Origin of the sequence: Bdellovibrio sp. NC01 (assembly GCF_006874625.1) — a bacterium.
Lineage (GTDB): Bacteria > Bdellovibrionota > Bdellovibrionia > Bdellovibrionales > Bdellovibrionaceae > Bdellovibrio.
The window spans coordinates 3349674-3369535 of record NZ_CP030034.1 but is presented as its reverse complement, the minus strand read 5'-3'; the positions used below and the strand labels follow the sequence as shown (position 1 = coordinate 3369535).

The following is a 19862-nucleotide window of genomic DNA, read 5'->3' as shown; positions in this document are numbered from 1 at the left end:
GCCTTCGTCATTGAATTCAAATTTACCGACCGATTAGTTAGAAACGATCGCACCTTGAACAGAGCTATATACTTTGTAGCTGCCATCCGAAGTTGTTTGCTCGATACCCGACATGTATGAACCGACTGTGCTTTGCACTTGGTAAGTTGCACCACCACCACCAGAAGCCGTACCTGTCTGAGTGGAACCGGAAACGAGACCCGTTGTTTTCGCTGGATCTTGAGCTTTGATGACGCTGCCAGGATTTTGCGCAAGGCTTTGAAGAGTTGCATCCATCGAACAACCCGTTGCTAAAATCATCATTCCTAAAAGTGCTATTCTCATCATCATACCGAAACCCTCCAGACGACGTTCACATCTTACTTATCGGCACTTGCCGGAATTCTTTGAGCTTTCTCATTCTGAGACTTGATGAACTTCAAAAGCTCCTCATTTTGTTTTCTTAATGCTTCATTCTGCTGTTTTAGAGCGCCCATCTGCGATTCAAGCGAGCGGATGCGGCTTTCATGATTCGCAAACATCGAAGTGAATTTCGCATACATCTCTTTGATCGCGCCAGCAAGGGGAGCAGTCAAAGTCATGTAAGAGATCGACTTCAAACCTTTGCTGTCTGTTTTCACTGCTTCCGGATAAAGCTTTTCAACTTCTTGTGCGATGAAACCCAATTGCTTTTCTGGGTCTGCTTTCGCGTCTTTCCAGTGATAGTTTACTGGATTGAATTGCAAAACTTTTTCCAGAGAATTTTCAAGCGGCACGATATCTTTTTTCAGACGGATATCTGAAGAACCCGTCACTGTGCCTGTGACCGTCAGATTTCCCGCAGCAGATAACTGCATTCTGACTGCGGCACCCGCACCGAAATCAATGCCTCCAGATGCGTACTCATTATATAAAGAAAGTTGTGTTGTTCCTGCAGCACCATAACCCATCCAGCCACCACGTACAGTTGGTGCACTCGTGCGCGGGAAGAATTGCATGTAAGTGTGATCTAAGTTGCCGCCTTTAATACTTAAAACACCGGCACCACCACCACTCGTTGATTCGCCGAATGATACATTGCCTACTGAAGTCATGGACATCAATGGAGTGCCAGAACCCAGACTGCCATTGTAAAGTCTGAAGTAGCGAGTGCCGCTGGTGTTTTCATTCACAAAATGGAAGTTGTTCGTAACAGTGGAATCTGCACCAAATTGCATTGAAGAATAGGCTGTTGCTCCTGTGCCCGAGCCTACAACGTGAATGTTTGCAAGTGGAGTCGCCAAAGGACCCACAGACATATTGCCGTTCGTATCGATGATCAAGCGCGAAGCGCCTGCTGTGCGGTCGATGATACCGAATTTACCATTGATTAAACCAGCTGTGCCGACTCCAGAACCGCCGACAGCAACGCCCCAGTTGCGAGTTGACGAAGTGTTCGAGATCTCAATCCCTGCCACATCGGTATTGTTTGAGCTCACGTTAATCGGATAAACGGTTGTATCGACAACCTGAAATTTATTAGCTGGTGACGTCGTATTTACACCCACGTTGCCAGAAGAATCCATCGTCATGATTGAACGTGGAGTACTGAAATCATAAATATGAAGTTTACCCGCGCCGCCCGTTGAAGCAGAACCGGATGAAATCAAACCATATTGTTTACCACCGGTATCCGTACTTGCAAGTTTCAGTGGGGTTCCAGATGTCGACGCCGAAGAAAGATGCAAAAGAACATTCGGGGCTGTTGTGCCGACGCCAATAAAACCCGTATTCAGGAAAGTCATTTTTGCAGAGTCGCTATTACCGATCTGCATGGAACTCGAAATACTGTTTGTGATGTTATAACCATAAGTGTAGGTGTTTGCTGCACTCACGTTATTCGAGTCACCATAAATGATAGCGTTACCAGCATTATTGGTAATAGTATTACTGCGCCCGAAAATTGCGAGATTATAGCTGTAGTTTGAAAGTGTTGTGGTCACCGAGTTGCTGCCACCAACAATCACGTTACCAGTCGTCGAACCGCCGCCTGATGAAAGCGTATTCGAGCTACCAAGGATGTAGTTACCGTCACTCCAAGTGGTATTGCCAGTACCTATAACGGCATTGCCACTAACATGCAGACGAGAAATTGGAGTCGTTGTTGCAATACCAAAATTACCGGCTGCAGTTAAAGTCATTTTTGTTGTGTTGTTAGTTTTGAAGTTAATATCGTAGTTGTCGTTATTGCCAATCGCACTTGCGGCACCCCAGGTGTTACCGCCGTTTTTAAAATACGTCGTATCGTAAGGTGCTGCGGGCAGGCGAGCAGCAGGGATTGTACCGCTAGCTAAGTTTGATGCATTTAAATTTGTAAGTTGGCTACCATCGACTGCAGGAATTTTTGCTGAAGCATCCAACGCTAAAACTTTATTCGCCGTCGTGCCGGAATCGACAACTAATGAACCTGAACTTAAAGTCAAACCAGCCCCTGTTGCGATACCGATATTTGAAGCTGTGATATTGATTGGGGCAGTGACACCCAAAGTTGTATAAGCACCGGCACCAGTTCTTTGCACGATACCCGTTGTCGCAAGACTTAAGATATCAGAAGCCGTCGGTGAACCCCATTTAAGCCCCGAAGTCTGCGCACTGTCAGCAATCAAAGCTTGGCCGTCAGAACCCACACCTAAACGAATGTTATTCGTGCCATCGCGAGTAAGTAAATCACCCTTCGTCGTTAACGGTGATAAAGCATTGAAAGACGCAAGTGCTGTCGTATTTCCAGTACCACCATTTACGATCGGTAAAACTCCCGTCACTTCAGAAGCTAAATTAACTGCTGAACCGTTTGCTGCCGCGGTAATTCTACCTTGCGCGTCGACTGTGATATTAGCACGAGTGTATGAACCAGCGCTTACCGCAGTATTTGCTAAATTTAAAGTGACAGCGCCTGAAGACCCACCACCAGACAAGCCCGTACCAGCAGTCACGCCAGTAATCGTACCACCAGAACCAGTGGCAGACGCGATAGAAATCCACGCGCCACCATTGTATTGATAAATAACTTTTGAATCTGTCGCGAAATAAATCGCACCGGCACCCGGTGACGCAGGTTTGGAAGCATCCGTACCTGTTTGAATAGAAGGCGTACCACCTGCATTTAAAATGGCATCACTGATTCCATAACCACTTAAGTTCGTTGGTTTGCCCGTTGTGATTTTTGCCCAATCAAGCGCAGGAATATCGGCAGCCACCAAAGAGGCAGCACCAGAAGTCACACGACCTTTCGAATCTGTTGTCACTTTATAGTAAGTTCCAGCAGTTCCCACAGCAGTTAATGTTAAAGCCGTTGAACCCGCAGATGAAGTCGCATCACCGGTAAATGCCGGCATATTCGCAGCGGGAATAGTTCCGCTTAAATCACTCGCAAGCAAAGGTGAGTTCACAAAAGCCGTTCCGTTAAAGCGCAAGTGATCTTTATTCGCAGGAGTCGTCACTGTTAAAGTCGAACCTTGAAGCTTCGCAACTGTGGCTGCCGCAGAACCAGGGCCGCTGGCCGTGATATCACCAGTTAAAGCGGTGATGTAATTGCCAGCAGCTTGTTTATTATTAAAAGTATTCCAATCGGCAGAAGACAAATAACCATTTGTCGAAGTCGTCGCTTGAGAAATCGTTAAAGCCGGCGTCGAAGAACCATTCGATACTGACAACGGAGCTGATGCGGTAACGTTCGTAACCGTACCACCAGAGCCCGATGACGATGCGATTGATACCCATGAACCAGAATTATATTGATAAATAACTTTTGAATCCGTGGCGAAGTAAATAGCACCCGCAGAAGGTGAGGCCGGTTTCGCAGCATCCAGACCAGATTGCAGTGAAGGCGCACCACCGCCATTATTAACTTTGCCGTTGAACGTGTTCCAATCAGTCGAAGATAAATAACCATTCGTTGAAGTCGTCGCTTGAGAAATTGAAATGACTGGAGTTGATGTGCCTGTTGCAACACTGATTGGTGCAGAGCCAGATACAGAAGTCACTGTGCCAACGCCGCTATTATCTGCGCCGGCAATCCATTTCGTACCATTGTACTTCAAGACTTGACCATTCGTAGGCGCCGTCGACAAGTCGATGTCATAACCTTTGATTTTATCAACGGAAGCGGCCCCAATGGAGCCACTCACGTCACCGGCAAGAGACACGTTGATCGCCTGACACAAGAACTTACCGGATACGGAACTCCAATACGGAGTTTCATAAGCCGCACAGTTTGCAGAACCGACTGCCGTATTAAATGCAGCGACAGTTTGATAGCCAGTTAATGTCGAAGAAAGATTTGTTACATCAGAAATAGCAATCGCTGATGGAGTCCAATTCGTGCCGTTAAATTTAAAGAACTGTCCTGTGGTTGGAATCGTATTTGCGACGCCAACCCCATGAATCGCAACGACTGTTGGACCTGGATATGTACCACTCAAGTCACCACTCGCAGAGGAACCCGCTTGCAGAGCATTTACTAAGCGCGGGTCATTACCTGCTGCCACTGTATTTGCTGTTGTACCGACATTCAAAGTTAAAGCTGGCGTCGAAGTATTGTTTACGATCGTGATGTACGAGTTGCCTGAAGTCACATTCGTAACCGTACCACCAGAAGCACCACTGACCGCGGCACACGTCATGTTAGTACCATCATAACTTAAGAATGTGCCGGGACCGCAAGTTGGCAAACCTGTTTTTAATATGAAGTCGTCAGCAGATTTTGTTCCAAGAGTTTGCGCCGATTGCGCGTAAGCCGCGTAAGGGACTGTGCGAATTTCAGCATCAGGACTGATAACTTTCCAACCTGTGCCATCGTGGAATTGCACGCGCAACAAACGCGATTGTCCTTGGGCAGGCGTGAATGAACTTGCAACGTTGTTATTCGCGTCCGCACAATCAAGGGCCGACGTATTATCAAAGACACTCAATAAAGTTTTTGTTGGGGAGCTTGGGAAAAGTTTTGTGCCTGTGCCGATCGGTACATCAAACACACCGCCAGAGTTTACAAGGTTCACACCATTTTTTTGTTCACGATAGATTACGCAAGTACCGGCAGCATTCGTGACTTCAAATAAAAAGCTCACGTTATTATATTCAAGCGCAGTACCATCGGTTTTTAAAATTCGGCCTTGATAGGTAAGACTATTCGGCGAAGCGAAACTTAGTTCACCAAATAAGAGCACCATGAAAAGTACAATATACGTGCCGTTGTTCATAGGAATCTTATCGGAATCTTTACAGTAAATTTGAGCACTTTCAGTCTAGATCGTGAGTAAATTAAGCAACTTACATGTTGGTGTCTCAGAACAAGATGGAACAGGACCTTATTTCTTCTTACAGACTTTAGCTTTAGGATTGATCTCGCAGATCGCAGCACGCAACTCGGCGTTCTCTTCTTTTAGTGAGGCAATATCACGGGATTGTTTCTCGATTGTGACTTTCAACTGCGCAATTTGCGAGTCGTTCATTTTACAAATGCCCGCAAGTTCTTTTGTCGACTCAATTAACGGCGCGATCAGTTTCGTATAGCCAACGGCCTTGAATCCTTCTGAGTCTGTGGTCACAGCTTCAGGGAAAACTTTTTCAACTTCTTGAGCGATCACACCCATATCGCGCGATTGTGGGAATTGCAAATCAGGTCGGACATCATGGCGCCAATCGAACGTCACACCACGAAGTTGCAGAATTTTATTTAATGCATTTGGAACCAACTGTACGTCTTTTTTCAGACGTGCATCTGAAGCATTCACAAATGCGCTTGTACCTGCAGAAGTACCGTTCACATAAAAATTATATCCTGCGCCAGTAGAAGCATTGATGCCGACGGCTCCCGCTGAAGTCACCGAAATCGCATTAGGATTAGCTGTTGACCCTGGACGAATCCAATAAGTCGAAGCATCCACACCAACGAAGAATTTTTGACCCGTGTCACCCTCTTCAAAACCCATATATGGAGCCGAAGCATTGTAAAGTGCTAATGGAGCAATCGATGTTGTTGAGCCTTTGTTTAAAGAAATCCAACCATTGGTATCGATGACGAAGCGAGTGTTATTGGTATTACTATCCCAAAGAAAAAAGTTTTTTGAACCGTCGATCGTGACGTCTTGGCCGACTTCCCAACCGCCCACCATCATGGATGCACGTTGATCTCCAGCAAGGCCTGTCGCGGTGATATTCAATAGCTTGCTTCCGCTTGTCGCACCTTTCAGATGAAGAAGATTTGTTGGTGTTGATGTACCGATACCAACCAAACCATTATTCGTGATGCGCATCTTTTCACTCGAAGTCGTCGTACCATTCGGGGTTGTGATGAACGTAATATAGTCACCAAGAGCCGTCGCTGATTGATTTTCTGATGCCCAAATAACCATACCAGGATTTGTTATCCCCGTGATGCCGTTCTTACCAAGATACTGAGCCATCAAGTCACCAGCAAGCGGGTGAGTTGGCGCAGCAATAGTTCCGCGAGTTCTTGAACCAATGAATGTACCACCACTATTTGTAGAGCCAGAAGTATATGATCGAGAATAAATGAGCGAATCCGTTCCTTCAGCTTCAACCGTGACTTTGCCACCCACAACGACTGAAGCCGTTTGTGTCGCAGACCAAGTGCCTTGTTGATCTGACGTCAGACCAATACGAATCGTACTGTCCGATGCATTTGTTGAAGGACCGATCCCCCAATAACCAGAGCTTGTCCAGTTACCCACATACTGGGCTTGCCCCGCAGAGCTTAAATACGATCCTACGTAAATACCATATTTGCTTGCTTGCGAACCATTAGGTCCGACTTGCAATAGGTTGTTGATGCTGCTGGCGCCGATTCCCACGCGACCATTGCTATCGATACGCATGCGTTCCGTTGTCGAAGTCGAACCTGTCGAAGTCGTATTGAAAAGAAGATTTGTACCAGCAGTTGTATTCGTCCAGTTTTCTGCAGCCTGCGCATTAATTTGTGCGCCCACTGAATAGCTAGAACCGCTGCGTAAGCCTTGGAATAAAATCTGTCCCATGGCATCGCCTGATTGCAAAGCCGTTGCAGATGCTGAAGAGCCGCGAGCATTTTCAAAAATCAATCCGCCGCCACCCGAGAATGATCCGTTAAAGTTTTTAATCATCACACTTGGTGAACGTCCCGCAGTCGAAGACGTATTCAAAATCGTCAAACCAAGAGCCGAGTCCGCTTGTGATAAAGTTAAAAGATCCGTCGGTGACGATGTGCCGATACCCACTTTACCAGTCGTATCAATCAACATCTTCACAGTGTTATTCGTTCTAAAGCCCAAAGTATTATTGTCGTTAGTACCAAGAGTCGCAGCAGCACCAAAGCTGTTACCACCATTGATAAACATTCCCGAAGCAGTATAAGTAGAACATCCTGCAACACCAGCAGCGTCGAAACTGATGGTCTGACCGACACCACAGTTAAATGGAATGTACGATGAACCTGTCCCATCCGATGCGATAAGACGATTCGCTGTCATCGTCGTAGAACCCGTACCACCTTTTGAAACCGGAACTGCCGATGGGAAGTTCGCAGGATCAGCAGAGATTGTACCTGAAGAAACCGCGATACCAGCACCAACTTGCACCACACCTTGCGCGGATGTTGTTGCCGCATTCACGCTAATTGCCGGAGTTGTCGTACCTGTCGCAACCACTATTGGCAAAGTGCCAGTGACATTCGTCACAGTTCCCGCAGTTGGAGTAATCCATTTCAAGCCGCTTGCTTGTGAAGAATCAGCAGATAATACCTGGCCGTTTGTGCCAACAGCTAAACGAATGTTGTTCGTTGCATCGCGAGTGAGAATATCACCCTTTGTTGTTAAAGGAGAAAGCGCATTGATAGCACCAAGAGCAGTCGATGCACCAGTACCACCATTCGCAATTGGCAAAATATTCGTTACACCAGAAGTTAAATCGATCGCTGCGCCATTCGCTGCAGAAGTGATGCGACCTTGAGCGTCCACCGTGATCGTCGCACGAGTATAAGAACCTGCGGTAACGGCGGTGTTCGCAAGATTTAATGTCACAGCACCTGTCGTACCACCACCTGACAAACCCGTACCGGCAGTCACACCTGTGATCGTACCTCCAGAACCGGTCGCAGAAGCAATCGATACCCAAGCACCAGAGTTATACTGATAAATAACTTTTGAATCCGTCGCGAAGTAAATCGCGCCGGCAGAAGGTGACGCAGGTTTTGAAGCATCAAGACCTGTTTGGATTGATGGCGTACCACCTGCATTCAGAACTGAATCCGTAATGCCATAACCACTTAAAGTCGTCGGTTTACCAGTAGTAATTTTTGACCAATCAAGAGATGGAATATCAGTAGCAACTAAAGACGTGGAACCCGAAGTCACGCGACCTTTTGAATCCGTCGTGACTTTATAATAAGTCCCAGCAGTTCCAACAGCCGCTAACGTCAAAGCCGTCGAACCAGCAGACGAAGTTGCATCGCCTGTGAACGCAGGCATGTTCGCAGCAGGAATAGTTCCGCTTAAATCACTCGCAGCTAAAGGAGAATTCACAAACGCAGTACCATTGAATTTCAAATAATCTTTATTCGCTGGCGAAGTTAACGTCAGTGTCGAGCCTTGGAGTTTCGCAACTGATGCCGCTGCGGAACCAGGACCTGTTGCAGTGATATCTCCAGTCAACGCTGTGATATAGTTACCTGCCGCTTGCTTTCCATTAAACGTATTCCAATCAGCAGAAGACAAATATCCATTCGTTGAAGTCGTCGCTTGCGAAATCGTCAAAGCAGGAGTCGAAGAACCGTTCGTCACAGACAGTGGAGCAGAGGCCGTCACATTCGTAACGGTACCGCCAGAACCACTCGAAGAAGCAATGGAAACCCACGCGCCAGAATTATATTGATAAATAACTTTTGAGTCCGTCGCGAAGTAAATGGCACCGGCGCCAGGCGAGGCTGGTTTTGAAGCATCAAGGCCTGATTGAACCGATGGCGTACCACCCGCATTTAGAATTGAATCTGTGATTCCATAACCACTTAAAGTTGTCGGTTTACCCGTGGTAATTTTCGACCAATCAAGCGAAGGAATATCTGTAGCAACCAAAGACGCAGATCCCGAAGTCACACGTCCTTTAGAATCCGTCGTTACTTTATAATATGTGCCCGCAGTGCCAGTGGCCGCTAACGTTAAAGTCGTCGAGCCTGCCGATGACGTCACATCACCAGTAAAAGCTGGCAACGTTGAAGCGGGAAGTGAACCAGTCAAATCACTCGCAGCTAACGGAGAGTTCACAAACGCTGTACCATTGAATTTCAAATAATCTTTATTTGCAGGAGTCGTAATCGTTAAAGTTGAACCCTGAAGTTTTGCAACTGTCGCTGCCGCAGAACCAGGACCGGAAGCAGTCACATCGCCCGTTAAAGCGGTTACGTAATTGCCAGCAGCTTGTTTGTTATTAAATGTATTCCAATCAGCAGAAGACAAGTAACCATTCGTTGAAGTCGTTGCTTGAGAAATTGAAATCGAAGGTGTCGTCGTACCATTTGAAACTGTAATTGGAGCAGAACCAGATACCGACGTAACAGTACCGCCACCATTGTTATCGCTACCCGCAACCCATTTCGTGCCATTGTATTTTAAGACCTGACCATTTGTTGGTGCTGAAGATAAATCAATATCGTAGCCTTTAATTTTATCAACACTTGTGGCACCAATCGCACCACTGACATCGCCAGCTAAGGAGACATTGATGGGCTGACACAAAAACTTGCCTGATACAGAACTCCAATAAGGAGTTTCGTAAGCAGCACAGTTTGCAGAACCCACGGCCGTATTGAAAGCCGCTGAAGTTTGGTAACCAGTTAATGTCGAAGATAAGTTTGTGACATCGGAAATGGCGATCGCAGAACCAATCCAGTTTGTGCCATTGAATTTAAAGAACTGACCGCTTGTTGGAGTTGTGTTTGAAACGCCTACACCTTGAAGTGCGACAACGGTAGGACCTGGATAAGTTCCGCTAAGATCACCGCTGGCTGTGCCACCACTTTGAATAGCATTCACCAAGCGCGGATCATTACCAGCTGCAACGGTGCCCGCAACTGTTCCTACATTGACAGTTAAAGAAGCGTTCGCAGCTCCATTTGTCACAGTTAGATACGCGTTCGTTGAACCAACGTTTGTAACAGTACCGCCAGAAGCGCCACTGACACCAGAGCAACCGAAAGTTTTAGTTGTCGCATTCCACGTTAAGAAATTGCCGCCATCACAAGTGGCATTGGCATTCACTTCGTTTTTTAAAACGAAATCGCTGGCTGTATTCGTTCCTAATTTTTCAGAAGCTAAAGAAAAGGCAGCATAAGGAACAGAACGAATTTCACTCGAAGGAGAAATCACTTTCCAACCAACGCCATCATGAAATTGCACTTTCAAAAGACGAATATCACCTTGCGCAGGAGTATAAGTTGCTCCGCCATCGCAATTCTGAACTTTCGCATTATTGAACGAATCAAGCATCGTGAAGAGTGGATCGGCAGGGAAAAGTTTTGTGCCTGAACCGATAGGTACGTCAAACACACCACCAGAGTTTTGCATGTTCACGGTGTTGCGTTGTTCACGATAGATAACGCAATTGCCTGATGGGTTTGTGATTTCAAAAAGAAAGCTAACGTTATTGTATTCAAGGGGAGTGCTATCTGATTTAAGAATTCGACCTTGATAAGTTAATGAATTCGGAGACGCTTCGGTATTTAAACCAATAAGCAATGCGAACAAGAATGTTGCAAGGTACGTTCCGTAATTCATGCTATTCTTATCGGCTTTTTAACAGAGGATTTGAGGGCTATTGGTCTAGATTACAAGTATTTATAAGGACTTATCGAATCTGCTTGTTCCACGAGGTGGGAGCTGTCTCAGGATGAGACGCGAACATTACTTCTTCTTACACACGTCAGCTTTGGCGTTAATTTCACAGATCGCGCTTTTTAAAGCTTGGTTTTGTTGTTCGAGAGTTTGGACCTTATCTTTCAAAGATGCGATCTCGCGATTTTGCTTCTCTGTTGTTGTCACAAACTTCGCATAGAACTCTTTGATGCTTTCAATAATTGGCGCGACAAGGTTCGCATAGTTTACGCCGAGCATACCTGTGTCTTTGCTTTTTGAAACAAGCTCCGGAAATTCTTTTTGAACTTCCTGGGCAATCAACCCGACCTGAGGTCTAGAATGATTTTCATCTGTTTTCCAGTAATATCCGACACCTTGTAAGCGCAGGATTTTGTCCAGACTGTTTTGAAGTGGTTGAATTTCTTTTTTCAAGCGTCTGTCAGAACCACTCGTATATCCACCTAAGACCCAAAGATTTCCGGCATAGTCCATGTGCAAGTTTTCGTTACATGTACCGCTCGTACAATCGTAGGTTTGCAGAACATAACCGACGTGATTGTAGTGATGGAGTGTGATACCGCGTTTCGTAGTGTTATTATTCTGTACGTTGAAAGCTGAATCGGGACGATTCAAGATTTGCACATAAGAAGAGCCATCATTGACATAGGCAGCACCGCTGACATCAAGATTGGTGGACGGATTCAGATTGTTGATACCAACTCTATTATCCGCACGAATGGACATCGTCTTACCTGAACCGTGGAAACCAAAATCGATGCGATTACTTGTTGAGCCTGAGCCCGCGTAATAAAAAGCAAAGTCAGCAGCATTATAGGTCGTTGCAATGTCATGACCCATTTTAATGTAATTGGAGTTCCCTGCTGCGAGGTTAGGTTGCTGTGCATTGATATTCACATTTACGGTCGTCGATGGATTGTTGATCGAAAGCGGATAACCCGGAGTCGGATCACCCAATCCCAAATTTCCATCGATGTAACCACCATAGTTATTTGTGGCGAATGCTGGTTTGTTTAAATAAATACCATAACCATTTGTGATAGTACCTGCGCCACCATTCGCTCCACCGGAAGAACTCATGAACATCGCGCCGTTTGTGATAGTCACACCCGATGGTGGTGCAAATCCCGTCCACGAGCCAACACCAACCACGTTCGTTGTATTGCTAGTTGGTCGCATGCTGGATTGCGACGCCACTGCAATTTGTGTCGTGCCATCTGTTGCTGTTTGAATTCCTGAAGTCGTGATACCAACACGTGTTGTAGCCGCAACGTCCAACATCGAAGCAGGAGAGGATGTTCCAATGCCAACATAACCCGTACTATCAATTCTCATTCTTTCCGGAGTTGTCGTAGAACCCGCCGGAGTCGTAGAGAAAGTTAAATAAGTACCTTGGGCAGCGTCGGTCCAATTTTCCTTTGCGAAGGCACGGATCGAAGCGCGTTGTACTGTTGAATAGTCTGTCGCGCCGTAACCCCAAAAACCGATATCACCCAAAATATTATCTGTCTGTGAAGCAGTCGGCGAGGCCGCTGTTCCTCCTGCTTGTCTGAAAGTGATTGTCGGTCTTGTCGCGGCTGCTGTTCCGAAGGAATCAATTTGCATACCGGCATTCGCAGTGTCGGCACCGATAAGATGAAGCTGACGTCCGCCGAAAATATTAGGTGTAACGGTGTTGTCGTTCACCACCAACTTAGTCTGTGGTGTCGCTGTACCGATACCCAGGCGACCTGTTGTCGTTAATGTCGCAACCACAGCATTGTTCGTTTTAAATCCTAAAGAGTAGTTATCGTTCGTGCCCAGTGTTGCCGCTGAACCAAAACTATTACCACCATTCAAGTACATTCCTGCCGCAGTATAAGTCGTACATCCTGCAACACCTGAAGCATTGAAAGTAATTGTTTGGCCAACACCGCAAGTGAATGCTTGATAAGCAGTTCCAGTTCCGTTCGCTGCAACCAAACTGTTTGCAGTAATTGAAGTGGCGCCCGTACCGCCTTTAGAAACAGGAACCGCAGACGGGAAGTTTGTGGGATCTGCAGAAATAGTTCCTGAAGAAACCGCGATACCCGATCCAACTTGCACCACACCTTGAGTGGATGTTGTTGCTGCATTCACACTGATCGTTGGAGTAGTCGTGCCAGTTGCGACGACGATTGGCAAAGTTCCGGTAACATTGGTCACCGTACCCGCATTTGGAGTAATCCATTTCAAACCACTTGTTTGTGCGGAATCCGCAGACAGAACTTGTCCATTCGTACCAACCGGCAAACGAATGTTGTTCGTCGCATCGCGAGTAAGAATATCACCCTTCGTCGTCAAAGGAGAAAGTGCGTTGAAAGCACCAAGCGCCGTCGATGCTCCAGTACCACCATTTGCGATCGGTAAAATATTTGTCACGCCGGAAGTTAAATCAATCGCAGCTCCGTTCGAAGCCGCCGTAATTCTACCTTGCGCATCGACGGTGATGTTCGCACGAGTGTAAGAGCCCGCAGAGACTGCTGTGTTCGCAAGATTCACTGTGACGGAACCAGTTGTGCCGCCGCCAGATAAACCGGTGCCAGCAGTCACACCTGTGATTGTGCCACCAGAACCAGTGGCTGATGCAATAGAAACCCAAGCACCGGAGTTATATTGGTAAATAACTTTCGAATCTGTTGCAAAGTAGATTGCACCTGCTGAAGGCGAAGAAGGTTTTGAAGCATCAAGACCTGTTTGTATTGAAGGTGTCCCACCTGCATTAGAAACCAACGGGTCATTAATGCCATAACCACTTAAAGAATTAGGTTTACCAGTCGTGATTTTCGACCAATCAAGAGCAGGAATGTCGGCGGCAACTAAAGACGCGGCTCCCGAAGTCACACGACCTTTCGAATCTGTCGTCACTTTATAATAAGTCCCAGCAGTTCCTGCCGCCGCAAGAGCCAATGTTGTAGATCCAGCAGAGGAAGTGACGTCGCCAGTAAAAGCAGGAAGATTCGCAGCCGGAATAGTTCCGCTTAAATCGCTAGCCGCCAAAGGCGAATTAATGAACGCTGTACCGTTGAATTTCAAATAATCTTTATTCGCAGGCGAAGTCAGCGTCAGTGTCGAGCCTTGAAGTTTTGCGACAGTCGCTGCCGCCGAACCAGGACCCGAAGCCGTTACGTCACCAGTCAATGCAGTAACATAATTGCCAGCGGCCTGTTTAGAATTAAAAGTATTCCAATCGGCTGAAGATAAATAACCGTTCGTTGAAGTCGTTGCTTGAGAAATCGTCAAAGCAGGAGTCGAAGAACCGTTAGTCACAGATAGTGGCGCCGACGCAGTTACATTCGTCACTGTGCCGCCAGAACCACTGGAAGAAGCAATCGATACCCACGCGCCTGAGTTATATTGATAGATATTTTTCGAATCTGTCGCGAAGTAAATCGCACCCGCAGAAGGCGAAGATGGTTTTGAAGCATCAAGACCTGTTTGGATTGAAGGTGTCCCACCTGCATTAGAAACCAACGGGTCATTAATGCCGTAACCACTTAAAGAATTGGGTTTGCCAGTCGTGATTTTCGACCAATCAAGAGAGGGAATATCGGCAGCCACCAAAGAAGCAGCTCCCGAAGTCACACGGCCCTTGGAATCTGTTGTCACTTTATAATAAGTCCCAGCAGTTCCTGCCGCAGCCAATGTCAATGTCGTCGAACCCGCTGAAGATGTTACGTCACCTGTAAATGCTGGCAACGTGGAAGCGGGAAGTGAACCCGTCAAATCACTTGCTGCCAAAGGCGAATTCACGAAAGCTGTGCCATTGAATTTCAAATAATCCTTATTCGCAGGCGAAGTCAGCGTCAGTGTCGAGCCTTGAAGTTTCGCGACAGTCGCTGCCGCAGAACCAGGACCTGAAGCAGTTACGTCGCCAGTCAATGCGGTAACATAATTGCCGGCGGCTTGTTTAGAATTAAAAGTGTTCCAATCCGTCGAAGATAAATAACCGTTTGTCGAAGTCGTCGCTTGAGAAATAGTGATTGAAGGAGTTGTCGAACCATTCGTCACTGAAATGGGTGAGGTACCGGAAACAGTCGTCACCGTACCGCCACCATTATTATCACTACCGGCAACCCACTTTGTGCCGTTGTATTTTAAAACCTGACCATTTGTTGGCGCAGTCGAAAGATCGATGCCGTAACCTTTGATTTTGTCTACTGACGTCGCGCCAATCGTCCCGCTGACATCGCCAGCAAGCGATACATTAATTGCCTGACACAAGAATTTCCCAGCAACTGAATTCCAATAAGGAGTTTCATAATCATGACAGTTTGCTGAACCAACAGCGGTATTGAATGCCGCCGAAGTTTGATAACCTGAAAGAGTCGAAGTTAAATTTGTAACATCAGAGATGTTAATTGCTGAGCCAATCCACGAAGAGCCATCGAATTTTAAAAACTCACCTGATGATGGTGCCGTCGCAGAAATACTCACACCACGAAGTTTCGCAACTGTTGGATTCGGATAAGATCCAGAAAGGTCACCGGTCGCAGAACCATTCGGTGGACGAGAATCCGTAAAACGTGAATCGTTACCAGCAGCGACAGTACCAGCCGTTGTGCCAACTGAAATTGAAATCGAAGGAATACTTGCCGTGCCGCCTTTAACTAGTGGCGCAGACACATTCACATCGCTCACCATACCAGCACCGCCCGCATCGTTTTGACAAACGAAGTTGGTGCCATCGTAAGTTAAGTACTGCCCCGCCGCACACGTTGAAATCGCTGCTTTCTGTACAAAGTCCGAAGGCAATTTATCACCTAAGCGTGCCGCCGCGCCAGCAAATGAAGCATAAGGGACCGAGCGAATTTCTGCATTCGGAGTGATCGCTTTCCAACCGGTGCCATCGTGGAATTGTACGGCCAACACGCGAATATCTTCTTCGCCAGGAGTGTATGTTGATCCGCCTTCACAATTCAAAACAGCAGAGTTGTTGAAAGCATCGTTCAATTTGAAAGTTGGTGATGACGGATAAAGTTTTGTACCACCTGAACCAATCGGAACATCGAACACGCCTTTTGAACCTTGCATGTTGATGTTGTTGCGTTGTTCACGATAGATCACGCAATTGCCAGAAGCATTCATGATCGTGAACGAAAAACTGACACTTGAGTATTCTAGGGGGGAACCGTCGTCTTTAAGAATGCGACCTTGATACGTTAACGTGTTAGGAGCTGCGACCGCGACTGATGAAATCAGTGCCACCAATAGCAGTCCTATGCATGCATTAATTAACGTTCGTGTTCGCATGAACATTTTATCGGATTCTTAACAGGATATTTGAAGTGCTTAGGTCCAGAATGTTAAAGAAATCTCGAGATCTAGCAGGCTTGTAATCCTGACTGTCTCAGAACGAGACAGTATTAAGAGGCGCGCTCAAGAGCCTTGCTGCGACTGAGAGTATTTATCACTAAGCAGATAGCAATAATCAAAGCTCCGCACAGTTGGCGCAGGCTTAATGTCTCTGAAAAAATCCACGCGCCTAAGATCGCAGCCGTGATTGGTTCGATCATCATTAACAACGCAACCTCAGAGCTTTTCAGTTTTTGTAACGCCGCAAGTTCCATCGTCAAAGGAATGATCGTACTGATAATAGCGATTCCTAAAATGCTGGAAGCTTGAACGGGTGTCAGACTTTTTAAATCAGAAAAATTCGGGTGATGGAAAATGGAAAGAGCAATGGCGCCGAAAGTGATCACGTAAAGGCTTGAAGAAATCGGGCGCACATCTTTTTGAAAACGACCCGACAACATCACGTAAGCGGCATAGCTAATGCCCGCGCCAAGTCCTGCAAGCACAGCCCAGAAGTTACGAACTTCCAAGTGGCCCCACAATAACAACAGCAAACCCGCTGAAGCGCCGAACAAACATGCGACTTCATTTTTCGAAATCTTATCGTGAGTAAAGAAGTGCGAAAAGATATTCACCCAGAACGGATACGTATAAAGCAACAAAGCAGCCAGCGTGACGCTGACTCCTTCAATCGCTTTAAAATACAGAGTCGAAAAGAAGGCGTAACCGAAAACACCCAATAAAACAGTCACAAAAATTTGGCGTTTTGAAAGACGAACCCAAGCAGGTTTAAAGAGCAAAAGGAAGATCCACAGGATCACGGCTGCAAGAGTGAAACGGTAAGAAAGAAATTGGCCAACAGAAAGGCCGGAATTGAAAGCTGTTTTACCGAAGATCCCTAAAAAACCAAAACCCACGCTACCGATGGAAATTTCAATAATTCCGCGAAGGCGTGGGTTGATTTTCATAAGGTTTATTTTTTTGCAGAAGCGGAAGCCGCTTTAGCTTTGTAAGCACGTTGCGCTTTTGTGCCAGTCAATTTTGGTTTTCCACGAGAATTCAATTTAGCAGCTTTTCTTTTCGCTGCAGGTCCTTGCTCGCCAGCGCGACCCTTGTATGAATCCTTTTTCTTTTTCAAGTCATCTGGATCATCAGCCAAGAAAACGCGATTTGCAGCAACGTCATTGATGTAAACCAATTCGCCAGCTTTCAAAGCACCCATACGCAGGCGACCGATCGCCACACGTTGAAGTCTTAAAACGTCGAAACCGATTTTTGCGAACATCTGACGGATCTGACGGTTTTTACCCTCTGTGATCACGATTTTCAGCCATTCGTATTTATCAGATTTATTGTCGCCAGTTTTTTTGATTTTCTCGATGTGTTTCGCAGAAACTTTACCACCAATGATTGTTACACCTTTACGCAATTTCTCAAGTTGGTGTGGTTGCGGTTGGCCGTCCAACTTCACAAGGTACGTTTTCGTAACTTCTGCTTTTGGATGCATCACTTTGTTGGCGTAATCACCATCGTTCGTCAAAAGAAGCATGCCTTCAGAATCCCAGTCCAGACGACCCACAGGGAATACGCGACCAGGAACTTTCGCAAGATATTCGGCAACAGTTGGACGACCTTCAGGATCTTCCATCGTTGTTAGAACGCCAGTTGGTTTATTGAAAACAAGGAAGAGCTTTTGCGTAAGAGGTTTGCGCAAAGGTTTACCATCAACCATGATTTTGTCGTGAGTAGGATCGACTTTAACACCCAACTCGTAAACGCGTTTGCCGTTTACAGTAACAAGGCCTTCTTCGATCATGCGGTCTGCATGACGGCGAGAAGCCAAGCCGCTATCAGCGATTAATTTGTTAAGTCGAACTCTTTGAGTGGAGCTATCTTCAGACATTCTTCGTCAGCCTCGGGTAATTGTTGAGTGATCAATATATCACTACTGATGGCTGAAGAGGAGATATTCTTGCGATTGTGCTCTCCAAGGGCATGGCGGAGGTCTCTTGCCAATAAAGTCATGAGCTTATCGCCTAGGAAAATATTATCAAGAGCCGTGTCAGCCTTGCTCAGAATGATATTCGCCCATTTTAAAGCCTCGACATCGCCTTGTTGAATCAGGGCGGCCGTTCTTTCCAGTTGCGAGATCAAATCTTGATAATAAGGGTCAGTACGACGATCCAAGAAGAATTGTTCCAAGCGCTTAATTGGGAATAAAACGCGAGTCGTCTCTTGCAGAGGCTCGTTTTTCATCTCAAGGAGCTTTTGGAAGACATAACCGCGCATCAAAACGCCTGAAATCTTGTCATTCATCACGCGGAATTGCGCTGTGATGTACGGAGCCACCTCAATTTTATGTGTGTGGTGTGAGCTCAATTCCAATTCAGGAGTGTAGTAAAGCACCAAATCATTGCGAAGCGGCTCTAGAGCCCCTTTGCGGATAGTGAATTTACGATCGAAAGTACGAACTTCCAAAGATTTGTCGGCACGAAGGATGATCGCAACCACGCGTTTGTTCTGATCGGGAAGAATGCGGAACTTGTCGCCTTCGCTCACCATGGCTTTTACATATGAACCCACCGCGTCAAGAAGATCCGAAGCTTGTTCAATTTCAATGATCTGAGTGTGCTGCGGGAAGCGGATCGGGGCTAGGTCGAACTTTTGTTGATAGAAACTGTTAAAGTTTTCTAGCAAGAACTGAACTTCATGACCCAATTGCTGCTTATTCGACGCCCAATGCGGGTAGTCCATGCAGTAATTGAAGAACATTTCGATCAGCTCGGGAGTCAAAACGTCATCGGCATGAGGAAATCCGCGTAAGAAATTGAAGAAAGACAAACGCGTTGGCGTGTTTTGCGGATTCAAATCAGATACAAATTTTAGAAGTTGTCCAACTTTTAGCATTATTTATCCTTCGCCTGCTAACGTATGAACATTTGAATTTTTAGTCCAGAAAAAATATACTTAGAAAGAGCAATTTCTGAGGAAAAAATCTTCTCGGAGTGCCAACGGTCCTATGGAGGGGCGCAAAATGCAAAAAGAATTAAATCCTGAACTTTTCGGTGAAAAGAAAATGACGAAAACTTCCACTATGGACAGAACCTTGGAAGCCGCGTCAGCATTGAGTGCTACAGGTGCAAACTACCTAAATACCGACCGCCAAATTTTCGAATTAAAGGCGCAAAACCAAGCGATGGCCGACCAAATGAACAAGATCGTTGGAACGGTGAATGAGCTAATCAAAAGCAGCAACGCGAAGTTTGAGCGTCAACAAGCATTACTGACTCGTCTAGAGCAAAGCCACAATGGTCTTGCGACGGAAGCGGGTCAAAAAATCACCCAACTTTCTCAGCGTGTGAACGAACGCAAATCTTTGGATTTGAAAGTTCAAGAGATGGTTGATCGCCACAACAACGTAATCAAAAGTTTCGAAGTTCGTATGAACCACCTGCAAAAACTTTTGGCTGAAAAAGAAGCCCAAATGATTTCCTGCCAAGCTGCTTTGAATGAAGCAAAAATGGAAATCGCGAGATTGAAGCGTCTGTAGTTGGAAACACACAATCCGGCTCGCATCACAGAAGGGGAGTCTTCGAACTCCCTTCCCTGGTGGACCTGGGTTGCCCCGTTGTTCATACAATTAAGTGGACGTTTTTTAAGCACTCTTGTCAC

General features: G+C 46.2%; 8 protein-coding genes. 1 reads left to right on the top strand and 7 read right to left on the bottom strand.

Annotated elements, in window-relative coordinates:
- Positions 1-33: 33 nt before the first annotated feature.
- From DOE51_RS16005 to DOE51_RS15975, 7 genes are all read right to left on the bottom strand, one after another.
- Positions 34-330, bottom strand: coding sequence for a hypothetical protein (locus DOE51_RS16005; protein WP_246845133.1), 297 nt, complete (start codon positions 328-330; stop codon positions 34-36).
- Between the two features lie 29 nt (positions 331-359).
- Entirely contained in the window at positions 360-5216 is a 4857-nt protein-coding gene (locus tag DOE51_RS16000; RefSeq protein WP_142697537.1) for a tail fiber domain-containing protein, read from the bottom strand.
- 108 nt (positions 5217-5324) lie between these two features.
- Positions 5325-10781: a tail fiber domain-containing protein gene (locus DOE51_RS15995; RefSeq protein WP_142697536.1), complete on the bottom strand. Its 5457-nt coding sequence runs from the start codon at positions 10779-10781 to the stop codon at positions 5325-5327.
- Between the two features lie 126 nt (positions 10782-10907).
- Positions 10908-16148 carry a tail fiber domain-containing protein gene (locus tag DOE51_RS15990; protein ID WP_168196474.1) on the bottom strand — a complete coding sequence of 1747 codons (5241 nt, stop codon included), beginning with the start codon at positions 16146-16148 and terminating at the stop codon, positions 10908-10910.
- Positions 16149-16261: 113 nt separating this feature from the next.
- Positions 16262-17158, bottom strand: coding sequence for a DMT family transporter (locus DOE51_RS15985; protein WP_142697534.1), 897 nt, complete (start codon positions 17156-17158; stop codon positions 16262-16264).
- A gap of 5 nt (positions 17159-17163) precedes the next feature.
- Complete coding sequence (locus DOE51_RS15980) at positions 17164-18093, bottom strand: pseudouridine synthase (protein ID WP_142697533.1); 930 nt, start codon at positions 18091-18093, stop codon at positions 17164-17166.
- On the bottom strand, positions 18048-19097 hold the full coding sequence (locus DOE51_RS15975; protein ID WP_142697532.1) for a hypothetical protein: 1050 nt from the start codon (positions 19095-19097) through the stop codon (positions 18048-18050). The genes DOE51_RS15980 and DOE51_RS15975 overlap by 46 nt, the downstream gene beginning before the upstream one ends.
- A gap of 127 nt (positions 19098-19224) precedes the next feature.
- Between DOE51_RS15975 and DOE51_RS15970 the strand changes: the two genes are divergently transcribed.
- On the top strand, positions 19225-19740 hold the full coding sequence (locus DOE51_RS15970; RefSeq protein ID WP_246845132.1) for a hypothetical protein: 516 nt from the start codon (positions 19225-19227) through the stop codon (positions 19738-19740).
- Positions 19741-19862 lie beyond the last annotated feature (122 nt).

Bases quoted from the DNA above. Each gene is read 5' to 3' on its own strand.
- DOE51_RS16005 (WP_246845133.1), bottom strand. From the start codon at position 330: ATGATGATGAGAATAGCACTTTTAGGAATGATGATTTTAGCAACGGGT.
- DOE51_RS16000 (WP_142697537.1), bottom strand. From the start codon at position 5,216: ATGAACAACGGCACGTATATTGTACTTTTCATGGTGCTCTTATTTGGT.
- DOE51_RS15995 (WP_142697536.1), bottom strand. From the start codon at position 10,781: ATGAATTACGGAACGTACCTTGCAACATTCTTGTTCGCATTGCTTATT.
- DOE51_RS15990 (WP_168196474.1), bottom strand. From the start codon at position 16,148: ATGCGAACACGAACGTTAATTAATGCATGCATAGGACTGCTATTGGTG.
- DOE51_RS15985 (WP_142697534.1), bottom strand. From the start codon at position 17,158: ATGAAAATCAACCCACGCCTTCGCGGAATTATTGAAATTTCCATCGGT.
- DOE51_RS15980 (WP_142697533.1), bottom strand. From the start codon at position 18,093: ATGTCTGAAGATAGCTCCACTCAAAGAGTTCGACTTAACAAATTAATC.
- DOE51_RS15975 (WP_142697532.1), bottom strand. From the start codon at position 19,097: ATGCTAAAAGTTGGACAACTTCTAAAATTTGTATCTGATTTGAATCCG.
- DOE51_RS15970 (WP_246845132.1), top strand. From the start codon at position 19,225: ATGCAAAAAGAATTAAATCCTGAACTTTTCGGTGAAAAGAAAATGACG.